Origin of the sequence: Mesorhizobium sp. M0028, assembly GCF_040323855.1 — a bacterium.
Classification (GTDB): domain Bacteria; phylum Pseudomonadota; class Alphaproteobacteria; order Rhizobiales; family Rhizobiaceae; genus Mesorhizobium.
In genome coordinates this window covers 37783-63319 of sequence record NZ_JAMYVG010000026.1, presented here as the reverse complement: position 1 = coordinate 63319, position 25537 = coordinate 37783, and the positions used below count along the sequence as shown (strand labels likewise).

The following is a 25537-nucleotide window of genomic DNA, read 5'->3' as shown; positions in this document are numbered from 1 at the left end:
ACGGTAATAACCCCACTGCCGCGGTCGTTGGCCGCGCTCATTTTGCCGCGGCGAGCGGCTCTTTCTTGCGCGCCTGCGCCAGGCGGCGCATGCGGCGTTTGGCGGTGGTCTTCAGCGCCACCGGCGGATTGCTGGACAACGCACCGAGCACCGCACCGACCATTCCGTGTGCGACGAAATCAGCGTTGATCTCATTGGCCAATTTGGCGGCTGCCTCCTGGTTGTCACTGTCGGGTTCCGACCACAACACGATACCCACCCGCAACCTTGGTTTGGCGCGTTTCAGCCGACGGACCAGGAACCGGCCGTGCTTGACGGAATTCCGGTTCAAAAATCCGACGACGGCGGTATCGATAGCGTCGAGCTCAAGGCGGCGAATGCTCCCCGGTTCCATATCGGCGAAGCTCGCTCTCAACACCGTGGCGCCCTGGACTTCGAGCACCTGTGCCAGCATGGCGGCAGCCGCGTCGTCGAGTTCGCCGCGCCCTCCGGCGCACAGCACCGACATGCCCGTGCCATCCGGTAGTTCGGTGTCGTCCCCGCCCTGAACCTCCCCCTGAACCTGCTTGTCCTCGCGTGAGCCGTTGTCCTCGGCCGCGGCAGTGTCGCCCGCTTCCGCCTCCTCCTGCGCGCTGTCGTCGAGGTTCGCCACCATCGTCAGCGCGCTGCCCGCGACCTGCTGTCGTTGCTCATCGCTCAACACACCACGCACACGGTCCTGCTCGCCGAGCAGAAGTGCGGGAATCGCGACCTTGTCGTAGAACTCGACCAGATATTCTTCCTCCAGCATCTCCTCGGCATGGTCCGTCGCTTCCTCGGGATCGCCGGCCAGCAGCCGCTGGTAGAGCCGGGCGTGCGGTTCGAGCACGGGTTCGTTGCCGAACAGAACGTCGAGGAATTCGAACTGCGGCACATGTCGGCCGAGCACGACGAGGCAGACCGTGAGCGGCGTCGACAGAACGAGGCCCAATGGCCCCCAGAGCCAGGTCCAGAAGATCGCCGCAACGATAATAGCCAATGGCGACAGCCCGGTGCGCGAGCCATAGAGCCAGGGTTCGATCACGTTGCCGGTGATCAGTTCCACCACCACGAAAAGCCCGGCGGTCCATAGCACGAGCGACCAGCCGGGCGCCACGGCTAGCGCCAGGAACAGAGGCAGCAGCGTCGCGATAACCGGGCCGATATAGGGAACGAAGCGCAGCGCCAGCGCCAGCAAACCCCACAGCAATGGATTGGGTATGCCCAGCAGCCAAAGTCCGATTGCAATCGGAACGGCATAGACGATGTTCACGACCAATTGCATGAGCAGATAGCGGCCGACGCGCTTGCCGGCATCCTGCAGCGCCTCGGTGGTTCGATGCAGATCGCCGTAGCCGACGAGGCGTATGAAGCGATCGCGCAGGTCCTCCCGCTCAAGCAGCATGAATATGACCACCACGACGATCAGTCCGGCCGATGCCAGCGGACTCAGCAGCGGGCCGATCAGATTCTGGAGAACCTCCAGCGGTCGTTCGCGCGCGACGATTTCGACCGGGATCGGCTCCCGCAGAGGCTGATCGGCGGCGGGTTGCGCGGGTTCCGGTCTGTCGAGTTCCTGGCCGACGCGTTCGATCACCCGGCTCAATCTGGAAACGATGCCTCCGCCGACGCCGGATTCCTTGAGCGACCGGACCTTGGCCAGGATATTCGCCTGGTAAAGCGGGATGTTCTGCGCCAGTTCACTGACCTGCGTGGCGACTATGAAGGAGAACAGCGCCAGCACCGTGAATGCGCCGAGCACGCTGGCGATCACGGCAGGAAGACGCGGAATGCCGGCTCGCTTGAGTGCCGACACCATGGGCACAAGCGCAAAGGTAAGCAGCAGGGCGATTGCGATCGGCAGAAAGACCTCGCGCCCGAAATAGAGCGCCGCGACGGCCGTCACGACCGACGCTACGCTGGGCAACGATGTGCGCGGAAGCGCCCTGGCCGCGGTAACAATGCTCGCTCGCCGGGTCTCCGACAGGTGCGCGCCGTTTCGACTATTTGCCGCCACTTGATACCTCCGCCCCGCCATCGCCATGATCGGGCATATTGAGCCGGCGTGCAACTTCGCAGCCTCTCCTACAGCGAAGCTTTGATTTGCCGTCGTTTGGCTTGCTGCCGGCAGCGCGGCAATTCCGTCACGGTAGAATTTTTTGCATAAATGGCGGCACCAGCAATCCTGTTCCATGCTTGCGCCAGAACGTGGAACTTTTGGGTCAAAACGCCGTTCCTTCGTAGATCGCTAATGGACAACCTCAAGGCAGCAGCTCAGGAGGAATGATCATGAACATCAAGATGCTTTGCATGGGCGCGATGGCGCTTTCAATGATGACCGGCGCAGCGCTTGCCGCCGGTGCCACTGGCACTTCGGCGCTCGACGATCCGCAGAAAATGTCGCCCTTCTTCACCGATGCCGGCATGAAGACCATGAAGCCGGCAGCCGAATTCAAGACCGCATGGATGGCCATGTCCAAAGAGGACCAGGCGATGATGATGAAGGAATGCGGCGACGAGGCCATTGCCACGGAGCATGACGATTTCTGCAAGATGACCAAGCAACTCGGCGGCGCCAACTAGGCAGGTCGGTTCAGCACAATCGCAGTGGCGGGCAGATGCCCGCCATCTTCATTTTGGGACCTTCGGTTCAGTCGGGCGCAAACGTCAATCGCACTATTCGGCGTCAGCCGATCCTGACGACGAAGTGCTTGGTCACCGGCTCGATGATCTTCCACGTCCCCTTGAAATCGGCTTCCACCACGAAGGCATCGCCGGGGCCGACTTCGACAGGCGCGCCGCCGTCGGGCGTGATGACGATACGGCCGGCTATCATGTGCACGAACTCATAGTCGCTGTAGGTCGCGTGATAGGTGCCCGGGCTCGCCTGCCAGGTCCCCGACATGACCTTGCCGTCCTCGGTAATGTGCTGGACGGCGGTCTTCATGGTCGGCTCGCCTTCGACCACGACCCATCCCGCGAGATCGCCGGTCTCGGCGTTCTCGACGGCGCCGAATTTGAGGATGGTCTTGTCTGTCATGGTCGGCTCCGTCTTGAATTGTGCCGGGATGGCTGCCGGTCAATAGCTGATGCACCTGACCCCGGCAACGCGGCTTGACCCGGCCGCTTGACCTCCCCGCCAACCGTGGGATAGGCCGGGGACTGGCCCAACCACCTCCGCACCGGAGCCCCGCGAAAGACCTGCCATGACGGACACGATCGTAAGAGACAGCAATGGCACGGCGCTGCACGAGGGCGACTCCGTGACCCTGATCAAGGATCTCAAGGTCAAAGGCACCTCGGAGACGATCAAGCGCGGCATGCTGGTGAAGAACATTCGCCTCACCGGCAATCCCGGCGAGATCGAATGCAGCACCAGGCAGGTAAAGGGCCTGGTGCTGAAGACCGAGTTTTTGAAAAAGGCGTGATTGCCTCGGCACCCTTCGCTTCGCTTCAATATCAATCGCTCTCATGACTGAACCGCTCATGTGAGTGAATCGCCCACGCCAGGAGTTGGAGGAGCCGCGCCCTCCCCCTATGTTGCACTGCGTTAGATTTGTTGCATTGCAATATCAGCGCATCGGGTCGAGCCTCTGCGAGGTGGGTATTCCTTGCACGAGGTGACTGTGTCGGCATCATTTCGGCCTGACATCGAAGGGCTGCGCGCGCTGGCGGTGGCGGGTGTCATTGCCTTTCATTTTGGTCTCTCCGGTCTGCCCGGCGGCTTTGCCGGCGTCGACATCTTCTTCGTCATCTCCGGCTACCTGATTACAAAACACCTGGTTACGGAAATCACCGAAACCGGGCGGCTGAATCTCTGGCGCTTCTACGCCCGGCGCGCCCGGCGCCTGTTGCCGGCGGCACTGTTCGTCATCCTCGCCACGCTGTTCGCGGGTTATTTCATCCTGTCGCCGGAGGAACAGGCGCTCTATTCGAAAGGCGCCATGTTCGCCTCCGCCTACATGATCAACCTCTGGCTGATCCGCTGGTCGTTTGACTATTTCGCCGCCGACGCCACCAACAACCCTTTCATCCACTTCTGGTCGCTCTCGGTCGAGGAACAGTTCTACCTGGCATGGCCGGCGCTGCTTCTTGCCGCCGCATGGCTGCGCCCAGGCAAGCGCACCGCTATAATCGTCATCGGCGTCGCAGGCCTAGCCTCCTTCGCCGCCTGCGCCTGGCTGACCGAAGTGTCGCAGCCTTGGGCCTTTTACTTCTCGCCGCTCAGGGCCTGGGAATTCGCCGCCGGCGGCCTCGCCACCATGGCGCCAGCAAGGATCTGGCGCGACCGGCCGCTGCTGGCCACCCTCCAGGCATGCCTCGGGCTGGCGCTGATCGCGTGGGCCTATCTGATGCTGGACGAAGACTCGCCCTTTCCCGGGGTGAATGCGCTGGCGCCTGTCGCCGGCACCGTGCTGCTGCTGCTCAGCGGCAGCGGCCGCAACCTGCCAAGCGCCGTGCTGGCGCTGGCGCCCCTGCAATGGCTGGGCCGGCTTTCCTATTCGCTCTACCTCTGGCATTGGCCGGTCATCGTCTATGCGGCGATGATGGTTCCCAACCTGTCCACGCTTGACCGGCTTGCCTGCGCGGCGCTGACGCTGGTTCTGTCGATGTTCACCTATCATTTCATCGAGAACCCGATCCGCCGCAACGGCTGGCTGATGGCCGGAGCAGCGCGGGCGCTGGTGCCCGCCGTCGCCCTAACCGGCGCCGGCGTGGTCGCGGCCTACGGCAATGCGCGCTTTGCCGAGCACAATCTCAGCCCCGAACAGCACGTCATCGCCGACAGCGCCGCGCAGCTCTCCACCGTGCGCGCGAGCGACGGCGGCTGCGTGCTCGATTTCGAGACCGTCAAGCCGAAACCCTGCATGTTCGGCCGCAAGGACGCCCAGCGCTCGGTCGTGCTGTTCGGCGACTCGCATGCCGACCATTGGTCGACGCCGCTGATCAAGGCGGCCGAGAAGAACAACTTTCGCGTCGTCACCTTTCTCAAATCCTCCTGCCGGGCTTCGCGGGTGACGACCTGGAATTGGCGGCTGAAGCGCGACTACACCGAGTGCGACCAATGGCGCGAGCAGTCGGTCAAGGACATCATCGCGCTCCACCCGCAACTGGTGGTGATCTCAGAATTCTCGATCGGCAATGTGATCAAGGAATCGCCCGAGGAGTTGAAGCACGCCGATTGGCAAGAGCAGTGGCGGACGGGCCTGACCTGGACGCTTCAAGCGTTCAGCCAGGCCGGTATCAAGGTCGCGGTCATCAGGGACGTGCCCTATAACGCAAGCTACGCCGACAAATGCGTCGCGCGGGCGCTGTGGCGGGGACAGACGCCCGCGACATGCGATACGCCGAGGATCATGGCGGCAAATGACGACATCGCCACGATCGAGCGCGACATCGTGCGCTCGACACCCAACGCCAGCTATATCGACATGACCGACCGCTTCTGCGACCAGACCACCTGCCACGTCTTCATCGACGGCAAACTCGCCTTCCGCGACCGCCACCATCTGGCAACGCCCTTCGCCGAGACGCTCGAGCCGGCGGTGGAGCGGGCGCTGTTTTCGGATGTGATGGCGGCGGCTGTGAAGTAACGGTGCCGGCAGCCTTTCCCGCCGAATCCTTCAGGTGGGCTTTGGTGCCACGTTGACCGACACGGCAACCATCCCGGGGTCAGCTAAGGATGAGACCCGCGAGGAAAACGGTAAGGATAAGCGACAGCGGAACTGCAAGAAGGCAGCACAGCTCGAAAGTATTGGCTCGCCAAGAAGTCATTGGGCGCTTTTCCATGTTGGCCTCCTCCCTCAACGGCCAGACCGGGACGGCAGTTCCGCTTAGATGGTGCTCATCCCCACCACTCATCATGCAATTGACGCAACTCGCTCCGCTTCCTGGTCATCCATCGTGCACGCGCCAGGTGTGTCGCCCACGCCCGGAAAGCCCTGTCTGGCTCCTGCTCCGGATCAATGTGCAGAACGATGCGGGCGACCTCACGCCAATCGGTCCCTTCAGCCGACGCGTCGAGCAGCCGGATATAAGTAAGCATGCGATCCTCGTCATAGCCGGTCGGCACTGAAGACGTCGGCGCTGCGTTCGCGATATGAGAGTTTGGCTGCTTTGGCATTGCGACCTACCAGCAATGGCGCACCGTAGCAGCCTATGAAGAAGCCGGCGCCCTTTGATCGGAGGATGCGGATCGAGATTCGCCTCGACGGTCGGCAAATGCGGGCCTCAGGCGGCAGTTCGCCGCCCAGGAGGGCCACGCCTCATCACATCGCGATCGGGTCGACGCATTCCATGTATTTTAGTGGAACCTAATTTAGTTGGCGCAATTATGCATGCGTGAAAAAGCGTGAAATCCAGACTGTCACTGAAAGCTGGCTATCGCGAGATCAGTTGGCCGATGATCCAGTGATTGCCGTCGATTTGACCGAACGAATATTACAGGCGGCCGAAAACGACAGGATCGTCTGCCTCGTCGTGGCAACGGAGCAGCTGGAAACCGACAGCATCGAGAAAGCGGAACCTCAGGAGACCAGGATTGCCGCAAGTTTCGTCCGGGACTTTGAGGTGATGCTGCTTGTTCTTTATGCGGCCTACGCCCTCGCTGTGCTGGGTGCGACCGCCTTCGTTTTGCTGGAACTGGGCCATGTTCTGTAGATCGGCAAGGTGACGGGACTGGCGCTGGCCAATTTGTCGCTGTTTGACGGGATACATAGGGCGCGGACCACAACCCGCTCGGGGCTTGCGTCGGCGGCCCCACCCTGGCGCACAGCCAGACGCGTTTTCGCCCCCGCCGGCGCTAATTTGGGGCTCTCGGTTCGTGGCATCTTGCAAATTTGTGGAACGAGCCTGCCCCTCGGGGGTTTTTCTATTAGAGGGACGTTAAAGAAGGAGGTAGCTATGAAGAAGCTCCTGCTTGCCTCGGTGATCGCCATCGCCTCGGCGGCTTCCGTGATCGGCCCGGCCAATGCCGGCGGTAGTGTCACGATCGGCATCGGCAACGGCTATGACGACGACTATTATTATCGCCATCATCGGTATTCCGATTACGACGATGAGTACGTCCCCCGTTACCGCTATGACGTCTATGACGAGGACTACAGGCCACGCTACCGGTATCACCGGCGCTGCCACACGGAAGTCGTCAAGCACTGGCGTCATCACCACCGGGTTATCGAAAGAATCCGTGTCTGCCGTCGTTGACGGATCGATCCGGCCGGCAGTGCCGGCCGGATCGGTGGAGCTCCTCACCGCGGCTTGCGCATCAGCATCATGCCGTAGTGCACGGCCAAAATGTCGAGCCCGATCTTGAGTAGTTTCACCACCACGTCGCGCGGCTCGCCGGCCTGTTCGGCCAGGCTCTTCACCGTTGCGTCGGCACAGCAGACCTTTTGCACGATGCCGGCGATCTCCCAATGGGCAAGCGCCCTCGTGGCCTCGGCATGGTCGCGGCCGGCGGACAGGATGTGATCGGCGACACCGCTGCCAGTGCGGCCGCCGTCGACGCGCTCGGCCCAGGCCATCGGCTTGGCGCTTGCCTCCGACGAGTTGCGGAAATCCTGGCGGTAGCGCATGCCTGCCTCGCGTTGCTGGCGCGACAATGAGGTGAGGCCGGTCAGCGGGTCGACATTGCGCACCCGCACGATGCCGCCGGTCGCGGTGTGGCCGTCATTGGAAACCTCATAGAGGCGCGCCGCCTCCTGCGTTCCCTTGGCCAGCCGCTTGCGGCCGAACCGGTCGTCCTGCAGCGCGAAATCATGGCCGATCTCCTTGCGGATGCGCACCTGCTCGGCCTCGCCCTTCGGCAATCGCGGTAGCCTGGCTTTGGTCTTTTGGGCGGTTTTGTTGCTCATCGGCTCTGTCCTCCTGGTCTGTCGTCGGGCTCTGGCGAATTTCCGTATCCAGCGGGGCTCAAATAGCTTTGGCCGGCAGCGTGCGCAGGAAGCGCGCCGCGTGATAGGCGCAGTAGCTTTTCGAAGGCCTTGTGCGCAGCCCGCAGCACAGCATGTCCAAACCGGGGCGGCTGCCGGGGGCGTCGTTTCCCGCATCCTCCTGCGGCGTCGTGTCGAGCGGCGCGCGGCAGCGGTCGAACAGGCAATCGATGAAGCGCATGGCGACGAAGTGCGGCTGGCGGCCGCCGGCGGCGATCGGGCGCGGCGCCGGCATTTCGAGCGGCTCGCCATCGGACCCCGTGATCCGAACCGGACCCGGCTGCCAGGCCGGCGGCGCCAGCCTGGCCGACAGCCTTGCCGGGCGGCAGTGATGCTCGGCCGGTACTGCCCCTGCCTGGCCGGCAGGGTTCGACGGCTCTGGCGCCGATTTTCCATGCCGGCCGCCCGACCGTCCGCTACGCCAGCCCTTGGATCTGGCAAGGCCGATGGCGTGCAGACGGGCGGTGCGGTGGACGATGCCGATGATCGCCGCGCGCGAGGCCGGGCGGCCGCGCTGCGCACTCAGCCGGGCGGCGATCTTCGCGGCCGACAGCCCACTCATCAGCCAGTTCTCGATTTGTTCCAATTCGGAGGGGGAATAGCGGGCGGCCATGACGTTTTATTCCCTGCAAAGGTGGTTGTGTGCGGCGCCGGCTTCGCCGGCCTCAGGCTCGAAAGGCGGTCAGCCCTCGCATGGCTTGCTGCGATCGAGCTTCATCCCGGCCGCCTGCCTTGTTGCGCCGGAGACTGCCTTGCCCGTCCGCTTGTCGAAGGCGATGACCGTGCCGTCTTCGGTGCGGATGCAGGAAACCGCGGCATCCGCATTGCCGGCCGGCAGGCAATTCGTGGCCGGAGCCGTGAGGGGAACGGCTCCGGCCGTTCCGGCCGCTTGCGCTGCCGGATCCGAGGCGCGAGCCTCGGGCATCGTCCCGGCCGGGGAGGAGGACAGCCAGGACGAAGGGGAAAAGGTTGGCACATGACTACCGCGGCCGCCTCCTTGGCGCTGGGGGGCGGATTCGAGGACCGAAAGCTGGCGGAGCGACTTGTGCATGGCCACATAAGAGCATAACTTAAGCCATAATGCAAGCGATTCTTGCATAGACGAAACCGAATCTTGTGCCTCAGATGGAGCCATGGTGAAAACTGCACTGTCGATCAAGGTCGGGGCGGCGATCCGCCGGGCGCGCAAGCAGCGCGGCCTGGTGATGCGCCACATTGCCGAGCACAACGACACCGACGTCGCTGCCGTCGGCAATTGGGAAACCGGGCGCAACCTGCCCAAGACCGAGAACCTTTTGAAGACCGCCGCCTTCCTGCGCGTCGACCCGGTGGCGCTCGGCAAGGGCGAGGTCGTCTTCCTCGAAGATGCCGGGCCGGTCGCCGATGCCGAGATCGTCACCGATCCCGGCCCCCTGCCCGCCGGGCCGATGGACATCCAGCTTCTCGGCACCGCCGTCGGCGGCGACGATGGCGACTTCACCTTCAACGGCCAGCCGGCCGGCTATGTCCAGCGGCCGCCGGGGATCCGGCATCTGCGCAACGTGTTTGCGCTGCACGTGCTGAGCGATTCGATGGTGCCGCGCTACGAGCCCGGCGAGATGATCTATTGCGGCGGCCGCGAGGCCGTGCCCGGCGACCATGTGGTGATCGAGACGCTGCCCGAGGAGAACGAGCAAAACGGCAAGGCCTTCATCAAGAAGCTGGTCAAGCGCACCGCCGCCGAGCTGATCGTCGAGCAATACAATCCGCCCAAGACGCTGACCTTCAACCGCTACGCCATCAAGAACGTCTTCCGCGTCATCCCGCTCAAGGAACTGCTGGGGTATTGACGGGCGCTTGTTGCCTTCTCCCCTTGTGGGAGAAGGTGGATCGGCGCACAGCGCCGAGCCGGATGAGGGTGCTGGAAGGAACGCGGCGGAGGAAATGTAGACGCGATTTTAAGCACTTACGCCATCAAGGTAGCGATCCGTCCAACACCCCTCATCCGACCGATCTTCGCTCGGCCACCTTCTCCCACAAGGGGAGAAGGGAAGAGCAGCACGCCCTCCCCCTCAAGCCCGCCTCGATTGCTCCAGCTCTCGACCGTTGAGCAGGCGCGCCTCGGCGCGGGCTCGCTGCCGGTCGTCGATGAAGGCAGCCTGGATCGAAACGGCGGCGCCCGGCAGGCCGTCGGCCCGGCAGGCCTTGCAGATCAGGCGCCCGGAAAGTGCTGATAGCGGTGTCTCCGGCCTCACCCCATGCCGCTTGAGCTCGGCCGGCTTCCACCACCTGTTGCGGCCGCAATCGATGCACTCGACGGCAATCGAGACGACATCGGCGATCGTCGCTTCCTTGCCCGCTAATGCCATGGCCATCCCCATCGTTGTTCCTGCTTTGTTCACATTATCGGTTTTCGAGGCGGAGTCGAGTCGGTTCCGCTTACACCAACGTGAAAGTTTCACTTGTTCATTTATTTGAGTTATGCTTCTATACCATGCAAGCTGGAATCGGCGCAGCCGCGGCCGCTCCGTCCACCGAATGCAAGGGAGTGACGATGGACCTCGCCCAGTTCGCCCAGGCCTGCGGTTATGCCGGCGACAGCCCGGCCATGCTTGCCGCCTTCGCGGCCATCCGCCAGGACGGCATCCGCACGGCGCGCCAGGGCCATCGCCAGCGCAAGGCGGCGATCGACCGGATGAAGCCGAGCCGCGCTTTGTTCCTGGCGGCGATCCGCCCGGCGCAGTCGGCCGAGGAGGCGATCGAGGACGCCGCCCGCTTCCTGTCGATGTTCCGCAACATGCCGCACTGGCGACAGGAAAGGCGCAGCGCCGACCTCGCCCGCGCCAGGCAGCAGCGCCTCTTCGCCCGCTTCTTCCGCCGCTACGGCTATCGCCTCTGGGCGTTGGAGGCCGCCTGAAGACGCGCGCCCCCCTTGCAGTCAAAACGGATATTGCGATCGCCAACACTGCGCCGTATGTCTCCGCGCGATGAGCGAGATCGAATTCCGTCGTGCCCAGGCGCCCGACCTGCCGGCGATCGTTGCAATGCTTGCCGACGATGCGCTCGGCGCAGACCGGGAAGACCCGTCCACGCCGCTCGCGCCATCCTATCTCGATGCCTTCAGCGCGATCGATGCCTATCCCAACCAGTTGCTGGCCGTGGCCGTCGAGGCCGGGCAATTGGTCGGAACGCTGCAACTCAGCTTCCTTCCAGGCATTTCGAGGAAAGGCGCCTGGCGCGGCCAGATCGAAGGCGTTCGCGTCGCCCGGCAATGGCGCTCTCGCGGCGTCGGCAAGCTGATGATCGAATGGGCGATTGAAGCGTGCCGTTCGCGCGGCTGCAGCCTCATTCAGCTCACCACGGACAACAGTCGACGGGAAGCGCACACCTTCTACGAGCGCCTCGGTTTCACCGCCAGCCATCTCGGCTACAAGATGGCGCTGTAGGTCGCTGCAGCAGGCGCCGTCGGCGAAGCTGCCGATCTCCCCCCTTGCGGGGGAGATGCCCGGCAGGGCAGAGGGGGGTGCTGTCCCTCCGACCTGTCAACCAATCGGAGCCAAACCCTCAGGCTGATTCGAGTTGGCAACAACTGAAGTCGAAGTTGGCGATCCGTCCCACCCCCCTCTGTCCTGCCGGACATCTCCCCCGCAAGGGGGGAGATTGGATGTTGCTTCGACTTTCGCCAACCACCAACGCTGGAACGCAGGCAGACAGAGGGCGCCAAACTGAAACAATTGCCCTCCACCTGCCCTCCGCGCCGCTTGACAATCCGCCCACAATGTTCTCTTTATGTTCTCATCAAAACTCTAGACAAGGCGGCGTTTGAACCGCCGCGGGCGAACGGGCGGATGGAAGCCAACATCCTCCACGCGGATCTGGATGCCTTCTATGCCTCGGTCGAACAACTGCTCGACCCGGCCTTGCGCGGCAAGCCGATTGCCGTCGGCGGCGGGGTAGTGCTCGCCGCATCCTATGAAGCCAAGGCGTTCGGCGTGCGCGGCGGCATGCCGGGACGGCGGGCGCGGGAACTCTGCCCGCAACTCATTTTCGTCGGCGGCCATTTCAAGGACTATCAGCGGCTGGGCGATGCGGCAATCAAGGTGCTGGGCGATTTCACGCCGGTGGTCGAGCGAATTTCCATCGACGAGGCCTTTGCCGACGTCGCCGGCTGCAACCACCTGTTCGGCTCGCCGGCCGAGATCGCCGGCAAGATCCGCCACCGCGTGCGGGCAGAGCTCGGCCTGCCGATCTCGGTCGGCGTAGCCCGCACCAAGCATCTGGCCAAGATCGCCTCACAGGTCGCAAAACCCGACGGGCTGGTGGTGGTCGATCCGCGCCACGAGCTGGAGTTCCTGCACCACCTGCCGGTCGAGCTGATGTGGGGTGTCGGCCCGGTCACCAGGGAGCGGCTGGCCGGCATCGGCGTCAACACCATCGGCGAGCTGGCGAAGACCAACGATGGCGCGCTGGAGCGCCTGCTCGGGCCGGCGGCGGGAGAAAAACTCAACGCGCTGGCGTGGAACCGCGATCCGCGCAAGCTGGAGACGCAGCGCCGGGCGCGCTCGGCCGGCGCGCAATCGGCGCTCGGCCGAAAACCGGCCGAGGAGCAGGTCTTCGTGCCTGCGCTGCTGCATCTGGCCGATAGGGTCGCCACAAGATTGCGGGCGAAATCCCGCCCCGGCCGCACGGTGACGGTTCGCGTCCGCTTTGCCGACCTGCGCTCGGTGACGCGCTCGATCACGCTCGACCAGCCGATATCGGCAACCGCCATGCTGGCCGAGATCGCCGAGGCGCTGGTGCGCAAGGTGCTCATCGACCATCCGCACGAAAAGACAATCTCGCTGCTGGCGATCGCTGTCTCGCATCTGGAGCAGCATGCCGGCCTGCAACTGGAACTGCCGCTCGGGCTCGCCGACGACCGCCGCCGCCCCGGCACCAGGAAGGGCGCGGCGCGCTGGACCGCAGATCGCGCCGTCGACAAGATCCGCGACCGCTTCGGCTGGGAGGCGGTCGGCTACGCCTCGGTCGCGCTCGGACTGTCGCGGTCCGTTCCCGACGCGTTTCGCGAGCTCGCCGAAAAGGAATTGTGAGCTGCGCGGCCGGGGCGAAAAAAGATTATCCGGCAGGAGCCAGGGGCGATACGGCCGGCCCGTTCAAAGCCGTGCCATCGACGGCAAAATGCGAGCCGTGGCAGGGGCAGTCCCAGCAGCGTTCCAGCGAGTTCCAATGGACATGGCAGCCGACATGGGTACATGCGGCCGAGCGTTTGTAGAGCGTGCCGTCCTCGTCGCGAAAGGCCGCGACTTTGGTAAGACCTTCGCGGACGATGGCGCCCTGCCCCGGCCGCAGCTTGTCGGCGGAATCGATTTCACCAGGCGCGACATACTCGGCAAAACTCCTGATCGCTGTCGCATTCTCCGCTAGATAATCGGCGATCGCCCGTACCGTCTTGCGAGAGGGTTCGTAAAGTTCCCGCCAGGGGCTTTCCCCCTTCAGAATCAGGTCCGAAATCAACAGGCCTGCCACGACCCCATGGGTGATGCCCTGGCCGGAATCGCCGGTAGCAACGAAGACTCGCCGATCACCGGGATTGCGGCCGATGAACCCGGCATAGTCGACCGTCTCCATCACCTGCCCGGACCATCGATTGGCTTCCGCGCCGACATCGGGCACCAATTTTTTGATCCAGGCCGCCAGGGCCGTGAAGCGGTGGTCGGCGTCGTCGGCCTGCCCTGTCTTATGGTCTTCACCACCGACGATCAGAAAGTCGGTCTTGCCTTCGCCAGGCTGCAGACGGACGTAGTGATAGGGGTCCAGCGTGTCCCAATAGAGTGCATCCGGCAAAACGTCGCGCGCGATCTCGAACGACATGGCGTAGGTCCGATACGGCGCCTGCTTGGTATGGAGCGCGACCCGATCGTTGATCGGCGAGTTGGTGGCGACAACGGCCGACCTGGCAGACACGGCAAAGCCCGAGACCGTGCTTACGCGCACGCCGCCGTCGGTCTCCTCGACCTTATCGACGATGGTCTCCGCATAAAGCGCGCCGCCGTGCGCGCGGATGCCGGCAGCCAGCCCGCGGAGATATTTGAGCGGGTGGAATGTCGCCTGATTGGCGTAGCGAAGGATCGGTGCATCCGAAAAGCCTGCAAACGGCACGCCTGCGGTTTTCTCGACGTCGACCCCGATCTTCAGAGCGGCGTCCAGTTCGCGCTCGATGACGGATTCCTTCCTGCCCGACGCCGGAAACAGAAAACCGTCGAGGCGGCGGAAATCACACGCCATACCCTCCGCCTCCAGGATCGATTGGATACGGTCAATAGCGGCCGACTGGCTTTGATAGTAAATCCGCGCCAGTTCCTCGCCGCGCAATTTGATCAGTTCCGAAAAATAGTCATCGCAGATCGATGACAGGTGCGCGGTGGTGCGGGCCGTCATGCCGCTTCCGATCCGGCCGCGATCGAGCACCGCCACCTTTTGCCCGGCGATGGCCAGTTCGTAGGCGACCGACAGTCCGACAATGCCAGATCCGACGACCACGACATCGACCTGTTCACTCCGCTCGAGCGGAACCGCATCAGGCGCGACTTCGGTTCTCGCCCAAACGGATACAGTCCTTTCGTCGCCGACATTCATGGCGGAGCCCTTCATACCCGACATTCGGATAAACGGACGCCAGGATTCAAAGTTCCTTGACGCCTGAATGCCTGCGTAAGCTTGACGTCACCGCCGGTCCGCCCCGACGCGTTGTGAGCCGGCCTGGCTGGGGCGGTGCGATGCACTTTACGTGGCCGTCACACCAAAAGCGTTGCGCTGCCCCAGGCGATCAGGGCGATGCCGGCTGCCCGGCCGACCCACTGGCCGGCAGGAAACGCCTTTTCAACCAGCACCAGAATGGCGAGCCCGGCAACCCACACCAGGTTCATGATGCCACCCACGAACAATAACGCCATCAGCATCCAGCAGCATCCGACACAGAACGCCCCGTGCAGCGCGCCCAAACGCAGCGCGCCAAGTGTGTGGGGACGCCAGTGGCGGGAAAGGAACGCCGTCGGCTTCCTGCAATGCGACAGGCAGGCGTTCTTGAGCGGCGAGAGCTGATACAGGCCCGCGGCGATCAGGACGATGCCTGAAAGCCAGCGGCTCTGCGAACTCATCATCGCCGCGGTAACGACCGCCTCGCGTTCGAGCAGCCAATGCAACGCAGCTGCCGCGACGGAGAACCCCAGCCAGACCAGGAGATAGCCTGCCATGAATACGCCGGTGGGCGCGAGCTTGTCCTGGATCTGGCCCTGTGCGAGCGCATGGCGATGCACGCGCGCATAGAGCAGGATAGTCGGCGCCGCACTCGGGGACATCATCGCAACCATCATGACCCACCACATCGCAATCATCAGCGCCCAGATCGCGGCCCCCCAAACCCGCGGTTCGTTCGCCATGGCCATCGCGCTCATGTCCATCCCGCTCATGTCCATGCCAGACATATCCATGCCAGACATATCGGAGGTCATGTCGGCGGTTTGCTGGTGGGGGAATAGCGCGACCCTCGTCATCTCCCACGCATTCATGCCGAGCCCTGCACCGGCGACGATATAAAGCCAGCCCAGCAGGCACAGCGCCGCCACGCCCGCAATCGTGATGACGCGGTCGCGTCTGAGCAGCCGTTCCAGTGGCGACCCACCGTCCATGCGGCGCGTCAGGCTCGCACCACCCCGTGATTGTTGAGATGCAGCCGGGCGAACTGGCCGTAACTGTCCTTCATATTCACCTGAACCGGCCCGCTGGTTGTGCTTGAAGCGCTGCCGATCTCGGCGACCGCATATTCGAAGCCGTTCGGCAACACGATCTGAGCGCGCGAGTCCGCGCCCGTCACCTTGTTGCGAATCGGTTCGCCGACCGTTTCGATGTAGTCCTTGACGAAGATGCGGCCCCTGCGGCCGTCGATATCGAGGTCGAGATCGATCTTGGTGAAAACCGGCTCATTCATTTTTGTCACGGTTGAGGCGTAGACGGCGAACATCGTCGCGAACGGGTCGGTGTCCTGGCCGGTCATGATGCGCAGCAGCGCGTCACGCTGCCGGTCGGTTGCATTCTCGTCGACGAAAGCGATGGCTTCACCATTGCCTTCGTGGATCGCGCCAGGCCATTTGAAGATCGCGGCGATCCGCAGGCCGTCGAGAGCGGTTTCGCCATGATGACCTTCGTCAATCTGGATGCCCGCCACCGCATGGCAATGGCCTTTGTCGGGCAGCGCATTGAATTGACAGTTGCAGCCATATTCGCAGGTGCAATTGACGAGTTCCCGTCCCTTGATTTCCCAAGACGTCATGCTGTCCTCCCTGATGCGAAGTATTAGACCATCATCATACACCTGCGCCGGCCGTGCCGCCATCCTGTGGCGCCAAGAGTGATCGCGACAAGAGGCGGCAGGCCAATGCGGTTTCTTGTCGAATTTGGGTGAACATACCCCCCGGAGATGGCGGGGCGATATCGGAACGGCAGACGTGGGTCGAAACAAGCGTTTCCGAGCGCAACCCGCCAAGGTCCGGAAATGACCCAGAAGGGGCGTTCGGCAGCGATCCGAGCAGCAAGGATTTGGCAGGACCGGAAATCGGCATGGAATGCCGCAATCATCATCATGTCCCGTCCAAGTTGTGGACACTTCCTTCTCAAAGGCGCACTCTTGGCATGCGAAACGCGAGCCAGAGTTTCGTCCAACGCTTCACATGCCTGACTTGCGTCGGTGATTGTCTGACCTATCCGGATACTTCCGGATGGGCAGACCTCACATTGTGTCGCCTATCCGTGATCAGGCTACGGCCTAAGGCACGTTGCAGCCCGTTCCGGATCAACTGGGAGGTAAACAACATGCCTGATTTTCAGCGCAGAGAACTTCTTGTTCAAGGAAGCGCGGCTCTTGCCGCAATTGCTGCTCTCTATACCTCGCGTCGGGCTTACGCTTTTCCAACACGGCCGAGCGAGGAAGTTATTCCGTGGCTGGATCAGCCGACCAAAAATCCCGATCCGGTGGGTATCCAGAAGCAGCTTGTCTGGGAGGATTTGGATAGCTGGATAACGCCAAACGACAAGTTCTTCAGCATCTCGCATTTCAACCGACCAACGATCGACGAGAAGACATGGTCGATGGAGATCGGAGGCTTGGTCAAGAAGCCCTTGGAGTTAACGCTCGCCGACATCAGGGCGCGACCGCGGCAGGAGGTCGTTTTCACAGTGGAATGCTCGGGCAACCACGGATTTCCCTTTTTCACCGGCGGCATCGGCAATGCCCGTTGGGCAGGGACGCCGCTCGCCCCGATCCTCGAGGAAGCCGGTGTTCTGGAGAAGGGCATCGAGGTCGTCTTTTTCGGTACCGACACAGGCGAGGTCCCGATACGCGACGTCAAGATGCAGCAGAACTTCGCTCGTAGCATGTCGCTCGCCGACGCGATGAACCCCGACAATCTCCTCTGCTATGAAATGAATGGAGCCGCCTTGCCGGCGGCCAACGGCTTCCCGGTACGGCTCATTGCTCCAGGCTGGTACGGGATCGCCAACGTCAAGTGGCTAAAGCGCATCGAGGTTCGCGATACGCGGTTCATGAGCCTTCTGATGGCCCGTGACTATGTCACCATCCGGGAGGAGGACCACAACGGCGAGACCGTATGGGCCGAGACTTCGGTCGGGCGAGCGCTGATAAAGTCCGCGCCCGCGAAGGTTACCCGGAAAGATTCAGATTACTCCATCATTGGAGCAGGCTGGGGGGCGCCGATCGAACGGGTCGAAGTGCAAATCGATCAGGGGCCTTGGGCACCAGCGACCATTGACCACAGTGAGGAGGCAGAACACGCCTGGAAAATTTGGTCCCTGGATTGGGCAAATCCCTCTCCTGGAGAACACACGGTGACCTCGCGCGCGGTCAGCACCACGGGACAAATTCAACCGGCGATGGACGATCCCTTGATTGCCAAGAAACACACATACTGGGAAAGCAATGGCCAGGTGACGCGCCGCGTGCGTATCGGCTAGCGCATTTTGCAGCCAAATGGAATCATTTGGCGTCCGCATAAATGCGGCAAAACAGATAGTTAGAGCGGGTTACCGGTTCCAGAGAACCGGAACCAGTCTAAGAACTTGCTGCCGTGTGACAATTTGCGTTTGGGTCACCCAGGAGGAGGCTGCCTGATCCGAAAGCTGGCACCGCTCTGTATCGAGCATGACGGGTGTAGGCCGTAGATCCTCTTCGCGACGATACCGGTCCCCGAAATCGGGGGCGGAGCCCTTCAGCTTAGTGATCGAGGCGATGGCAGACTTGTCCGGTGGCGCAACCTTGGCCATGTCGCCTTCGCGCGCCATTTCCGCACCATTTCCAGCCTTCTGCTCACCTCTCCACGGCCCTGATCTCCGCGTCGACCAGGCACCAGGGCGCATAGCGGAAGTCGCGGATCTGGATGACCTCCTCGCCCGCCCATTCAACCAGCACGAAGCCGCGCACGGCGCCGTCGGCCGCTTGCGGGTCGCGGATGAGGATCGCCGGCCTGCCGTCGACGAAGCCGAGCGACAATGTCCAGTCGCTGATACGATCGTAATTGCCGAAATAGGTCGACGCCTGGGCCTTGCCGCGCAGGCGGACGCGGTTGACGACATCGAGCCGGACGTCCTCTGCGATCAGTGCCCTGACCGCGTCGAAGTCGCGCGCGTTGAACAGGTCGACATAGCGCCGCAGCCGGCGCTCGTCATCGGCGTCGAGCCTCGGCGCGAGCGCCTGCTCGGGCTGCAGCGCCAGCAGCTTGAGCTGCGCCCGCCCGCGATGCAGCGCGGCCTTGGTGGCGGCGAGCGTCGCGCCGGTCACCTCGCAGGTCTCATGCAGGCTGAGGCCGAGCACGTCGACCAGGATCACGGCGCTGCGCTGCGGCACCGAAAGCTGCATGAAGGAGCGCAGGCCGGTCTGGGCGGCGAGCCGGCTGTCGGCGCTGCCGGAGGGATCCTCGATGACGCTCATGTCGGCCTCGGTCATGCGCGACCTTTCCCGATTGCGCCGCCGCAGATGATCCTGCGCGGCATTGTGGGCGATGCGAAACAGCCATTGCTCCGGCCGTTCGACCATCGCACCGCCGTCGATCGCCTGCAGCGCGTTGATCAGCATCTCCTGGACGATGTCCTCGCCGTCGATCACCGAGCCGGCCATGCGCGCGCAGTAGCGATGCAGCCTTGGCCGCAACCCGACGAGCATCGCCTCCAACGTCGCCCTGTTCATTTTCGGCGTAGCATCCCGTTTCTGCGCGAGCGGCATGGCAGGCGCTACCCGGCTTCCTGATCCGCCAGCATACGGTAATTGCCGATGACTTTGACAGGCGATCGCATTGCCGGGGTCGAACGGCGTTCGGCGTGGTTTTCCGCAAATGCCTTGAAGGCGGCAAGCCCGGTCAGCGCCGACGAATCGCCGTTCTGGCCGACGATGTGGACGAACGAGCCGTCGTCCAGCTCGAGCACGAGATAGCGCACCGTCGGCGGTGCCGCCTCGCCCAGCGCTTCGAACACTTTTTCGACCAGCGCGCGGTTATCTTCCAGGTCGGCTTGGTTCACACCGTATCGAATGAGCGCGTAGTCCATTGTCGTCTCCTGACTGGTTGGTATGAACGAAGGACGACCGGCTGCGCTGAAAAGATTCTCCTTGTGGAAGAATCTTTTCGGTTGCCCGCATCGTCTTTCCCGCGTGGGCGGCTGCGCGGCAGCCATCAAGCAGGAGCGACGATCATGCATATCCAGTTTGCCGAGCTTCCGGTATTCGACCAGGACCGCGCCAAGGCGTTCTACACCAGGCATCTCGCCTGTCAGGTCCTGGCCGACCAGAAGATGGGCGATGGCGGCTGGCGCTGGATCGAGCTGGCATTTCCGCATGCCGTGACGAACCTGCATTTCATCAGGCGCGCCGACGACGCCCCCGGCGCGGAGCCCGTATTGGTGCTGGTCGACGAAAATGTCGGGGCAATGAGCGCGGCGTTGAAGGCGGGCGGCGTCGAAATCATCACCGATCCGCATGAGGCGCCGTGGCAGCCGGGGCGCACGGTGGCGGAGTTTCGCGACAGCGAAGGCAACCGCATGGTCCTCGCCAGCCGCTAAGCCACCGGAGCCCTCTGTCCGGGGGGCGTCCTACCTAAGTCCTACCTCCGGCCGGACCATCGGCCGTGCTTCCTTCGTATTATTATTTCGTGACCGCTGCGCGCCGGAACCTTCCCTTGCATCGGGCGTTCGGGCGCTGTATTCGCGCTGCCTCATATTTAGGCAGGCGGAGGATATGCGAATAAGGGCGGGTGGCAAAACAAACATGGGCCGGGGAGGAGCATCTTACCATGTCGAACCGTAAAATCGGAATGTCCCACAGTTTGGGGCTGCGCGTCGCTGACCTCAAATCCAGAATGCAAACTGCCCAGATTACCGAGCACGAAATCAAGACGTTTCAAAAGGTTGCCGCCATCATGGGCGGCGCCAAAGGCTCACTGCGCCTCGATGCGGACGATCTGATTGCCGCATCCTTCCTTGTCGATCCCGTGGAAGATCTCCCGCTCTCCAGTTGACGGCGCTGAACGCGGGTCGAAATCCTATCGGGTTTGAACCTGCGATTGCCGCCAGCGGAGCATCCGCCAGCCCAGGCCGCATGCGAGGATGACGTTGGCCAGCGCCAGACCAGAAAGCGCGGCCAACGTCCCATGCGGGCCGAAGCGCTCCAGCAGCAATGCGCCGGCCGAGGGTGCCGCCGCCTGGGCGATCAGGCTCGGCATGGCGAGGCGGCCCATCAGCTTCGCGTAGCCGTTCGAGCCGAACAGCGCGAGCGGCAACGTCCCCCGCGCGATGGATTCCAGGCCGATGCCCGCGCCATAGAAGCCGAGCGCCAGCGGGATGATTGGCATGCCGGCCCAGAGCGCCGAAACGCCGATCGCCACAAACGTAACCGAGGCGAACTTGGTCAGGATCGGATGGTGGTAGCGCGCGATGGTCATCTCGATCGCGCGCGCCGCCACCTGGGACGGGCCGACCAGCGCGCCGAGCCCGACGGCCGCGGCCAGCGCCATGCCGCTGCCTTGCAGGATGGTGAGCAGATGCACCGACACCGTCGAGGAGATCACCGCCGCAAGCGTAAGGGTGGCGGCCAACACGATCATGATCGACGGATCGGGATTGCCTTCGCCGGCCGGCGTCACCTCTTTCAATCCTGGCCCGACCGGCAATCCTGGCCCGACTGCCGGTTGCGGCGCCTCGCGGGGCAGGATCACGAGATAGAGCGGAAGCGCAATCACCAGCTGAAAGACAGCGTAGGCCAGGCAGGTGCCGCGCCAGCCGACCTCCCCAAGAAGCCAGGCCGAAATCGGCCAGCAGATCGTACTGGCAAAACCGCCGAACAGCGTCAGCGTGGTAATGGCGGAGCGCGCGCCGTGGCCGTAGTGGCGCCCAAGCGTCGCGAAAGCGGCATCGTAGAGCCCAGCCCCCATGCCCAGTCCGATGACCAGCCAGGCTGCGATATAGGCCGCAAGATTAGGGGCTAGAGCCAGCCCGATCTGGCCGAGCCCGATGCATGCGGCGCTGAACACCAGAACGTTGCGGCCGCCATGCCGCTCGATCGACGACCCGACGCGCGGCGAGATCAATCCTGCCGTGAGCAAGCCGAGGGACAGGCCGCCGACAACCCATGCCAGCGGCCAGCCGGTATCGGAGGAGACCGCCGGCGCGATGACCGCGGGAAGATAGTAGGAAGACCCCCACGCCATGATCTGCGTCAGGCCAAGCGCGGTGATGATCGCGCCGCGGCTGCGCAAGATGGTGGGCGAAGGCGCCAGAAGGCTCATGCCGCGACGCTGCAGCCGCAGCCGCTTTTGCCGACCGCCTTCGCCTCGGCGTCGGCGACACAGCAGGCGCCCGAAGCCGCCGGCGCCGGACCGCCGCAGCAACCCTTGTCGACAATGCCGATCCTCGGCACGGTGCAGACGCCGGTCTCGGGCAGCACGAGCTGGACATTGTCGGCCGCAACCATGTCGCCGGCAATCGCCGCGGCGACGGAGCGCACCTGCTCATACCCGGTCAGCAGCAGGAAGGTCGGCGCGCGGCCATAGCTCTTGATGCCGACTGTGTAGAACCCATGCTCGGGATGGCTGAGCTCGCGGTGACCGTGCGGCGGCACGTCGCCGCAGGAATGTTCGTTGGGATCGATCAGCGGTCCCAGCGCCTTGACGCTTTCCAGCCACGGATCGAGTTCGAGCCGAAGCTCGCGCGTCAGCGACAGATCGGGGCGCTGTCCGGTCGCGGCGATGATGCGGTCGACCGGGCCAATCCGCTGCAAGCCGTCCTTGGTCTGGCCTTCGACGACCAGCCGGCCGTCGGCATCGCGGATCGAAACGGCTGCAAAGCCCGTCACCAGTCTGACGCCGCGGCTCTCGGCGAGTTCGCGCACTTCGGCGCCGAGTTCGCCGCGTGCCGGCAATTGGTCGGCATCGCCGCCGCCATAGATGCGCACCAGGTCGGTGCCGCGCGTTGTCCAGATGAAGGCCGTGCCGGGCTCCATATCCGCCAGCCTGGCGAGATCCAGCAAGGCATTGGCGGCCGAATGGCCGGAGCCGGCGACCAGCGTCGTCTTGCCGGCATAAAGGCTGCGGTCGCGGCCGAGGATGTCGGGAATGCCGTAGGCGATGCGGTCGGCAAATTGCGCTTCGCCTACGGCATGAATTCCGCCGGCGCCGAGCGGGTTCGGCATTTGCCAGGTTCCCGACGCATCGATGACGGCGCGGGCGCTGTCGCGCCGCGTGCCACTGGCGGTTTCGACCACCAGCATGAACGGCCGGTTTTCGCGTTCCTTGCTCAGCACCTTGTCGGCGCCCCAGCGCGAAATGCCGACGACGCGGGCGCCGGTTTCGACCGACGGTGACAATTGCGGAAGCTTTGCAAGCGGCTCGAGATAGTCCGCGACGAGATCGTTTGCCGTCGGGAATGCCTCGGGCTCCGGCATCCGCCAGCCATGCACCTCGAGCAGGTTTCTAGCCGCCTGATCGACGCAATAGCGCCAAGGCGTGAACACCCGGACATGGCCCCAATCCCTGAGATTGGATGCAACCGCATTGCCGGCTTCGTAGACTTTGACAGGAATACCTTGCGCGATGAGGTGGACCGCTGCCGCCAGGCCGACCGGCCCGGCGCCGATCACCGCAACGGGAAGCCTTTCGATCATATCCATATCTTCCATCCTTCCGGTAGTTTCGAATTACAATGCCAAAAAAATTACGCCGCCGTCTTGGCCGTCGCTTTCACCGATGCCGGCGCACAGGTGGCGTCGGCGCAGCATTCGTCCGCGAGGTATCCGATGAGCCCGTTCATGGCGGAATAGTTGGCCCGGCAGATCAGCGTCGTCGCCTGCCGCTCCTGCGTCACCAAGCCGGTGTCGACCAGCCGCTTGAGGTGATGCGACAGCGTCGAGGCGGCGATGCCGAGCCTGTCCTGGATGCGCCCGACCGGCAGCCCTTCATCGCCCGCCCGCACCAGGGTGCGGTAGAGCTGCAACCGCGTCGGGTTGCCGAGGGCTTCAAGTTGCGCAGCTGCTTTTTCGAGTTTCATGGAAATACCATACTTCCAAGAAGACAGGGCGTCAACGTTTATTTCGAACATTATCGAATAACCGGGCAATCGCCGTCCCCCTTTGCGCCAATCGTCTGCCTCAAATCGACCGCTGGTTTACCCGTCTGGCAAGCTCTTCCGCGCTTTCGACGCGTTCGGAATAGCGGTTGGTGAGATAGGCGGACCGATTCGCGCAGAAGAAGCGTGAATTTCATCAGCTCCTCCATCACGTCGACTATGCGGTTGTAGTAGGGCGAGGGCTTCATGCGCCCGGCCGCATCGAATTCGTTGAATGCCTTTGCCACCGACGATTGGTTCGGGATCGTAAACATACGCATCCAGCGGCCCAGGATACGCAGTTGGTTGACGGCATTGAAGCTTTGTGAGCCGCCGGAAACCTGCATGACGGCAAGCGTCCGGCCCTGGGTGGGCCGCACCGAACCCAACGACAATGGCAGCCAGTCGATTTGCGATTTCATGATGCCGGTCATCGAACCGTGACGTTCAGGCGAACACCAGACCTGGCCTTCGGACCAAAGCGACAGCTCACGCAGCTCTTTCACCTTGGGGTGATCGGCGGGCGTCGAATCCGGCAGCGGCAAACCGGCAGGGTTGAAGATGCGGACTTCAGCGCCAAGCCAGGTCAAGATACGTGCGGCTTCCTCAGTGGCCATGCGGGAATAGGAACGCTCCCGCAAGGAGCCGTAGAGCATCAAGATCCGAGGCTTATGGACCGACGCGGCCACATCGAACAGCGCAGATGCATCGATTGCCGGGAGTTGCTCCCCTGCGTGATCGACTGGTTTCATGGCTTCAAAACTTTCTTATTTCGAGTTTCATCGAAATAGGTAGGCGCGATCCGTCGTGGCGTCAAAGCAAATTTCGAGAAATGTCGAAATACTCTAGGCGACGCGCTTGCCGCTGGCGTCGACGACGACCTCGCCGTCCTCCTTGGTAAAGGGGCCGATATCCGGATTGGGCAGGATATCGAGCACCGCTTCGGAGGGTCGGGCGAGCATGGTGCCGAGCGGCGTCACCACGATCGGCCGGTTGATCAGGATCGGATGCGCCAGCATAAAATCGAGGATCTCGTCGTCGCTCCACTTCGGGTCGCCCAGGCCAAGTTCGGCATAGGGCGTGCCCTTCTGGCGCAGCAATTGGCGCGGCGTCATGCCCATTGCGGCGATCAGCTCGACGAGCTTTTCGCGCGACGGCGGGGTTTTCAGATATTCGATCACCTTCGGCTCCTCGCCGGACTGCCTGATCATGGCCAGCGTGTTGCGCGAGGTGCCGCAATCGGGGTTGTGGTAGATGGTGACGGTCATTGCGCAGCTTTCATCTGTCCGACTGGTTTCGGTTGGGCGAGCAGCCACCCTGCCAATGCCATGGCGAGCAACGCGCCCAAAAGCTCGGCGGCGATGAAGCCCGGCAGATCGGTGGGACGGATCCCGGCAAAAGTGTTGGAGAACGCGCGGGCGATGGCGACGGCCGGGTTGGCAAAGGATGTCGACGCGGTGAACCAATAGGCGGCGGTGATATAGAGCCCAACCAGCCAAGGGATAGAATCCGGGCGCGAACGCAGGCCGGCAAGAATGGTGAAGACCAGCCCGAAGGCGGCGACCAGCTCCGCAATCCATTGGCCGCCTCCGGTCCGCACCGTCGCCGACACTTCCAGGATCGGCAATTCGAACATTGCATGCGCCAGGAACGTTCCAGCGATGCCGCCGGCAATCTGGGCGGCGACGTAGGCCAGCGCTGCGTTCGTTTCGATTTCACGCCGAAGCGCGAACACCAGCGTCACCGCCGGGTTGAAGTGCGCTCCGGAGATCGGCCCGAATATGGTGATGAGCACGACCAGGATCGCCCCGGTCGGCAAGGTGTTGCCGAGCAGCGAGACGGCGACATCGTTGCTCAGCCTGTCAGCCATGATGCCGGAACCGACCACAGTGGCGACCAGCAGAGCCGTGCCGAGGGCCTCGGCAACAAGGCGCCGGGAAAGCTGAACCACC

29 protein-coding genes and 1 pseudogene are annotated in these 25537 nt (G+C 63.4%); 12 read left to right on the top strand and 18 right to left on the bottom strand.

Features of this window, described 5'->3' with window-relative positions; genetic code table 11:
• Positions 1–37: 37 nt before the first annotated feature.
• Complete coding sequence (locus NKJ93_RS29905) at positions 38–2062, bottom strand: AI-2E family transporter (RefSeq protein WP_502896919.1); 2025 nt, start codon at positions 2060–2062, stop codon at positions 38–40.
• A 245-nt stretch (positions 2063–2307) separates the two neighbouring features.
• Here NKJ93_RS29905 and NKJ93_RS29900 point away from each other — a divergent pair, with 245 nt between their 5' ends.
• The gene (locus NKJ93_RS29900; protein ID WP_031195378.1) at positions 2308–2601 is read left to right on the top strand and encodes a hypothetical protein; all 294 of its coding nucleotides are present in this window, start codon (positions 2308–2310) and stop codon (positions 2599–2601) included.
• Between the two features lie 103 nt (positions 2602–2704).
• Here the strand turns inward: NKJ93_RS29900 and NKJ93_RS29895 are convergent, their stop codons facing one another.
• The gene (locus tag NKJ93_RS29895; RefSeq protein WP_023722949.1) at positions 2705–3058 is read right to left on the bottom strand and encodes a cupin domain-containing protein; all 354 of its coding nucleotides are present in this window, start codon (positions 3056–3058) and stop codon (positions 2705–2707) included.
• A gap of 166 nt (positions 3059–3224) precedes the next feature.
• Between NKJ93_RS29895 and NKJ93_RS29890 the strand changes: the two genes are divergently transcribed.
• Both NKJ93_RS29890 and NKJ93_RS29885 read left to right on the top strand, forming a co-directional pair.
• Positions 3225–3446, top strand: coding sequence for an alkylphosphonate utilization protein (locus NKJ93_RS29890; protein ID WP_023722948.1), 222 nt, complete (start codon positions 3225–3227; stop codon positions 3444–3446).
• 198 nt (positions 3447–3644) lie between these two features.
• Positions 3645–5612: an acyltransferase family protein gene (locus NKJ93_RS29885; protein ID WP_352481648.1), complete on the top strand. Its 1968-nt coding sequence runs from the start codon at positions 3645–3647 to the stop codon at positions 5610–5612.
• A gap of 251 nt (positions 5613–5863) precedes the next feature.
• Here the strand turns inward: NKJ93_RS29885 and NKJ93_RS29880 are convergent, their stop codons facing one another.
• A complete protein-coding gene (locus NKJ93_RS29880; RefSeq protein WP_352592749.1) occupies positions 5864–6142 on the bottom strand; it encodes a DUF2285 domain-containing protein in 279 nt (92 codons plus the stop codon).
• Positions 6143–6360: 218 nt separating this feature from the next.
• Here NKJ93_RS29880 and NKJ93_RS29875 point away from each other — a divergent pair, with 218 nt between their 5' ends.
• Together NKJ93_RS29875 and NKJ93_RS29870 are read left to right on the top strand one after the other, a co-directional pair.
• Positions 6361–6678 carry a hypothetical protein gene (locus NKJ93_RS29875; protein ID WP_352481649.1) on the top strand — a complete coding sequence of 106 codons (318 nt, stop codon included), beginning with the start codon at positions 6361–6363 and terminating at the stop codon, positions 6676–6678.
• A gap of 243 nt (positions 6679–6921) precedes the next feature.
• Positions 6922–7224, top strand: coding sequence for a hypothetical protein (locus NKJ93_RS29870; RefSeq protein WP_352457316.1), 303 nt, complete (start codon positions 6922–6924; stop codon positions 7222–7224).
• 44 nt (positions 7225–7268) lie between these two features.
• On the opposite strand, the gene NKJ93_RS29865 is transcribed toward NKJ93_RS29870, so the two are convergent.
• From NKJ93_RS29865 to NKJ93_RS29855, 3 genes are all read right to left on the bottom strand, one after another.
• Positions 7269–7874 carry a DUF6456 domain-containing protein gene (locus NKJ93_RS29865; RefSeq protein WP_352592746.1) on the bottom strand — a complete coding sequence of 202 codons (606 nt, stop codon included), beginning with the start codon at positions 7872–7874 and terminating at the stop codon, positions 7269–7271.
• Between the two features lie 58 nt (positions 7875–7932).
• Positions 7933–8565 (bottom strand): GcrA cell cycle regulator, encoded by a 633-nt coding sequence (locus NKJ93_RS29860; protein ID WP_352592743.1) that lies wholly within the window; start codon positions 8563–8565, stop codon positions 7933–7935.
• Between the two features lie 69 nt (positions 8566–8634).
• Positions 8635–8877, bottom strand: coding sequence for a hypothetical protein (locus NKJ93_RS29855; RefSeq protein ID WP_352592740.1), 243 nt, complete (start codon positions 8875–8877; stop codon positions 8635–8637).
• 208 nt (positions 8878–9085) lie between these two features.
• Between NKJ93_RS29855 and NKJ93_RS29850 the strand changes: the two genes are divergently transcribed.
• Positions 9086–9781 (top strand): XRE family transcriptional regulator, encoded by a 696-nt coding sequence (locus tag NKJ93_RS29850; RefSeq protein ID WP_023722940.1) that lies wholly within the window; start codon positions 9086–9088, stop codon positions 9779–9781.
• A gap of 222 nt (positions 9782–10003) precedes the next feature.
• Here NKJ93_RS29850 and NKJ93_RS29845 read toward each other — a convergent pair whose 3' ends face one another.
• Positions 10004–10300, bottom strand: a complete 297-nt coding sequence (locus NKJ93_RS29845; RefSeq protein WP_031195369.1) for a hypothetical protein — start codon at positions 10298–10300, stop codon at positions 10004–10006.
• 185 nt (positions 10301–10485) lie between these two features.
• On the opposite strand from NKJ93_RS29845, the gene NKJ93_RS29840 reads away from it, so the two are divergent.
• The 3 genes from NKJ93_RS29840 (at position 10486) to dinB (ending at position 13021) form a co-directional block, all read left to right on the top strand.
• Positions 10486–10848: a hypothetical protein gene (locus NKJ93_RS29840; RefSeq protein WP_031195368.1), complete on the top strand. Its 363-nt coding sequence runs from the start codon at positions 10486–10488 to the stop codon at positions 10846–10848.
• A 70-nt stretch (positions 10849–10918) separates the two neighbouring features.
• Positions 10919–11377 carry a GNAT family N-acetyltransferase gene (locus NKJ93_RS29835; protein ID WP_352592737.1) on the top strand — a complete coding sequence of 153 codons (459 nt, stop codon included), beginning with the start codon at positions 10919–10921 and terminating at the stop codon, positions 11375–11377.
• 402 nt (positions 11378–11779) lie between these two features.
• On the top strand, positions 11780–13021 hold the full coding sequence (gene dinB / locus NKJ93_RS29830; protein ID WP_352592734.1) for a DNA polymerase IV: 1242 nt from the start codon (positions 11780–11782) through the stop codon (positions 13019–13021).
• Positions 13022–13046: 25 nt separating this feature from the next.
• Here dinB and NKJ93_RS29825 read toward each other — a convergent pair whose 3' ends face one another.
• From NKJ93_RS29825 to NKJ93_RS29815, 3 genes are all read right to left on the bottom strand, one after another.
• Entirely contained in the window at positions 13047–14567 is a 1521-nt protein-coding gene (locus NKJ93_RS29825; protein ID WP_352592761.1) for an FAD-dependent oxidoreductase, read from the bottom strand.
• A gap of 158 nt (positions 14568–14725) precedes the next feature.
• Positions 14726–15619 (bottom strand): DUF2182 domain-containing protein, encoded by an 894-nt coding sequence (locus NKJ93_RS29820; RefSeq protein WP_352592731.1) that lies wholly within the window; start codon positions 15617–15619, stop codon positions 14726–14728.
• Between the two features lie 8 nt (positions 15620–15627).
• The gene (locus NKJ93_RS29815; RefSeq protein WP_352481656.1) at positions 15628–16260 is read right to left on the bottom strand and encodes a DUF1326 domain-containing protein; all 633 of its coding nucleotides are present in this window, start codon (positions 16258–16260) and stop codon (positions 15628–15630) included.
• Between the two features lie 539 nt (positions 16261–16799).
• Between NKJ93_RS29815 and NKJ93_RS29810 the strand changes: the two genes are divergently transcribed.
• A complete protein-coding gene (locus NKJ93_RS29810; protein WP_352592728.1) occupies positions 16800–17957 on the top strand; it encodes a sulfite oxidase in 1158 nt (385 codons plus the stop codon).
• A gap of 352 nt (positions 17958–18309) precedes the next feature.
• Here NKJ93_RS29810 and NKJ93_RS29805 read toward each other — a convergent pair whose 3' ends face one another.
• A complete protein-coding gene (locus tag NKJ93_RS29805) occupies positions 18310–19185 on the bottom strand; it encodes a sigma-70 family RNA polymerase sigma factor (protein ID WP_031195362.1) in 876 nt (291 codons plus the stop codon).
• Positions 19186–19229: 44 nt separating this feature from the next.
• Complete coding sequence (locus tag NKJ93_RS29800; RefSeq protein WP_023722929.1) at positions 19230–19541, bottom strand: hypothetical protein; 312 nt, start codon at positions 19539–19541, stop codon at positions 19230–19232.
• Positions 19542–19685: 144 nt separating this feature from the next.
• Here NKJ93_RS29800 and NKJ93_RS29795 point away from each other — a divergent pair, with 144 nt between their 5' ends.
• Together NKJ93_RS29795 and NKJ93_RS29790 are read left to right on the top strand one after the other, a co-directional pair.
• The gene (locus NKJ93_RS29795; RefSeq protein ID WP_023722928.1) at positions 19686–20051 is read left to right on the top strand and encodes a VOC family protein; all 366 of its coding nucleotides are present in this window, start codon (positions 19686–19688) and stop codon (positions 20049–20051) included.
• A 230-nt stretch (positions 20052–20281) separates the two neighbouring features.
• Positions 20282–20506, top strand: a complete 225-nt coding sequence (locus NKJ93_RS29790; protein ID WP_031195360.1) for a hypothetical protein — start codon at positions 20282–20284, stop codon at positions 20504–20506.
• Between the two features lie 24 nt (positions 20507–20530).
• Here NKJ93_RS29790 and NKJ93_RS29785 read toward each other — a convergent pair whose 3' ends face one another.
• From NKJ93_RS29785 to NKJ93_RS29760, 6 genes and pseudogenes are all read right to left on the bottom strand, one after another.
• Positions 20531–21772, bottom strand: coding sequence for an MFS transporter (locus NKJ93_RS29785; RefSeq protein WP_352494405.1), 1242 nt, complete (start codon positions 21770–21772; stop codon positions 20531–20533).
• Positions 21769–23145, bottom strand: a complete 1377-nt coding sequence (locus tag NKJ93_RS29780) for an NAD(P)-binding domain-containing protein (protein ID WP_352494536.1) — start codon at positions 23143–23145, stop codon at positions 21769–21771. Before NKJ93_RS29780 ends, NKJ93_RS29785 begins: the two co-directional genes overlap by 4 nt.
• Before the next feature lie 50 nt (positions 23146–23195).
• Positions 23196–23528, bottom strand: coding sequence for an ArsR/SmtB family transcription factor (locus NKJ93_RS29775; RefSeq protein ID WP_352481662.1), 333 nt, complete (start codon positions 23526–23528; stop codon positions 23196–23198).
• 100 nt (positions 23529–23628) lie between these two features.
• Positions 23629–24337, bottom strand: a pseudogene (arsH, locus tag NKJ93_RS29770) (arsenical resistance protein ArsH).
• A gap of 93 nt (positions 24338–24430) precedes the next feature.
• The gene (gene arsC, locus NKJ93_RS29765; RefSeq protein ID WP_352494406.1) at positions 24431–24853 is read right to left on the bottom strand and encodes an arsenate reductase (glutaredoxin); all 423 of its coding nucleotides are present in this window, start codon (positions 24851–24853) and stop codon (positions 24431–24433) included.
• On the bottom strand, positions 24850–25536 hold the full coding sequence (locus NKJ93_RS29760; protein WP_352494407.1) for an aquaporin: 687 nt from the start codon (positions 25534–25536) through the stop codon (positions 24850–24852). Before NKJ93_RS29760 ends, arsC begins: the two co-directional genes overlap by 4 nt.
• Position 25537: the final 1 nt, after the last annotated feature.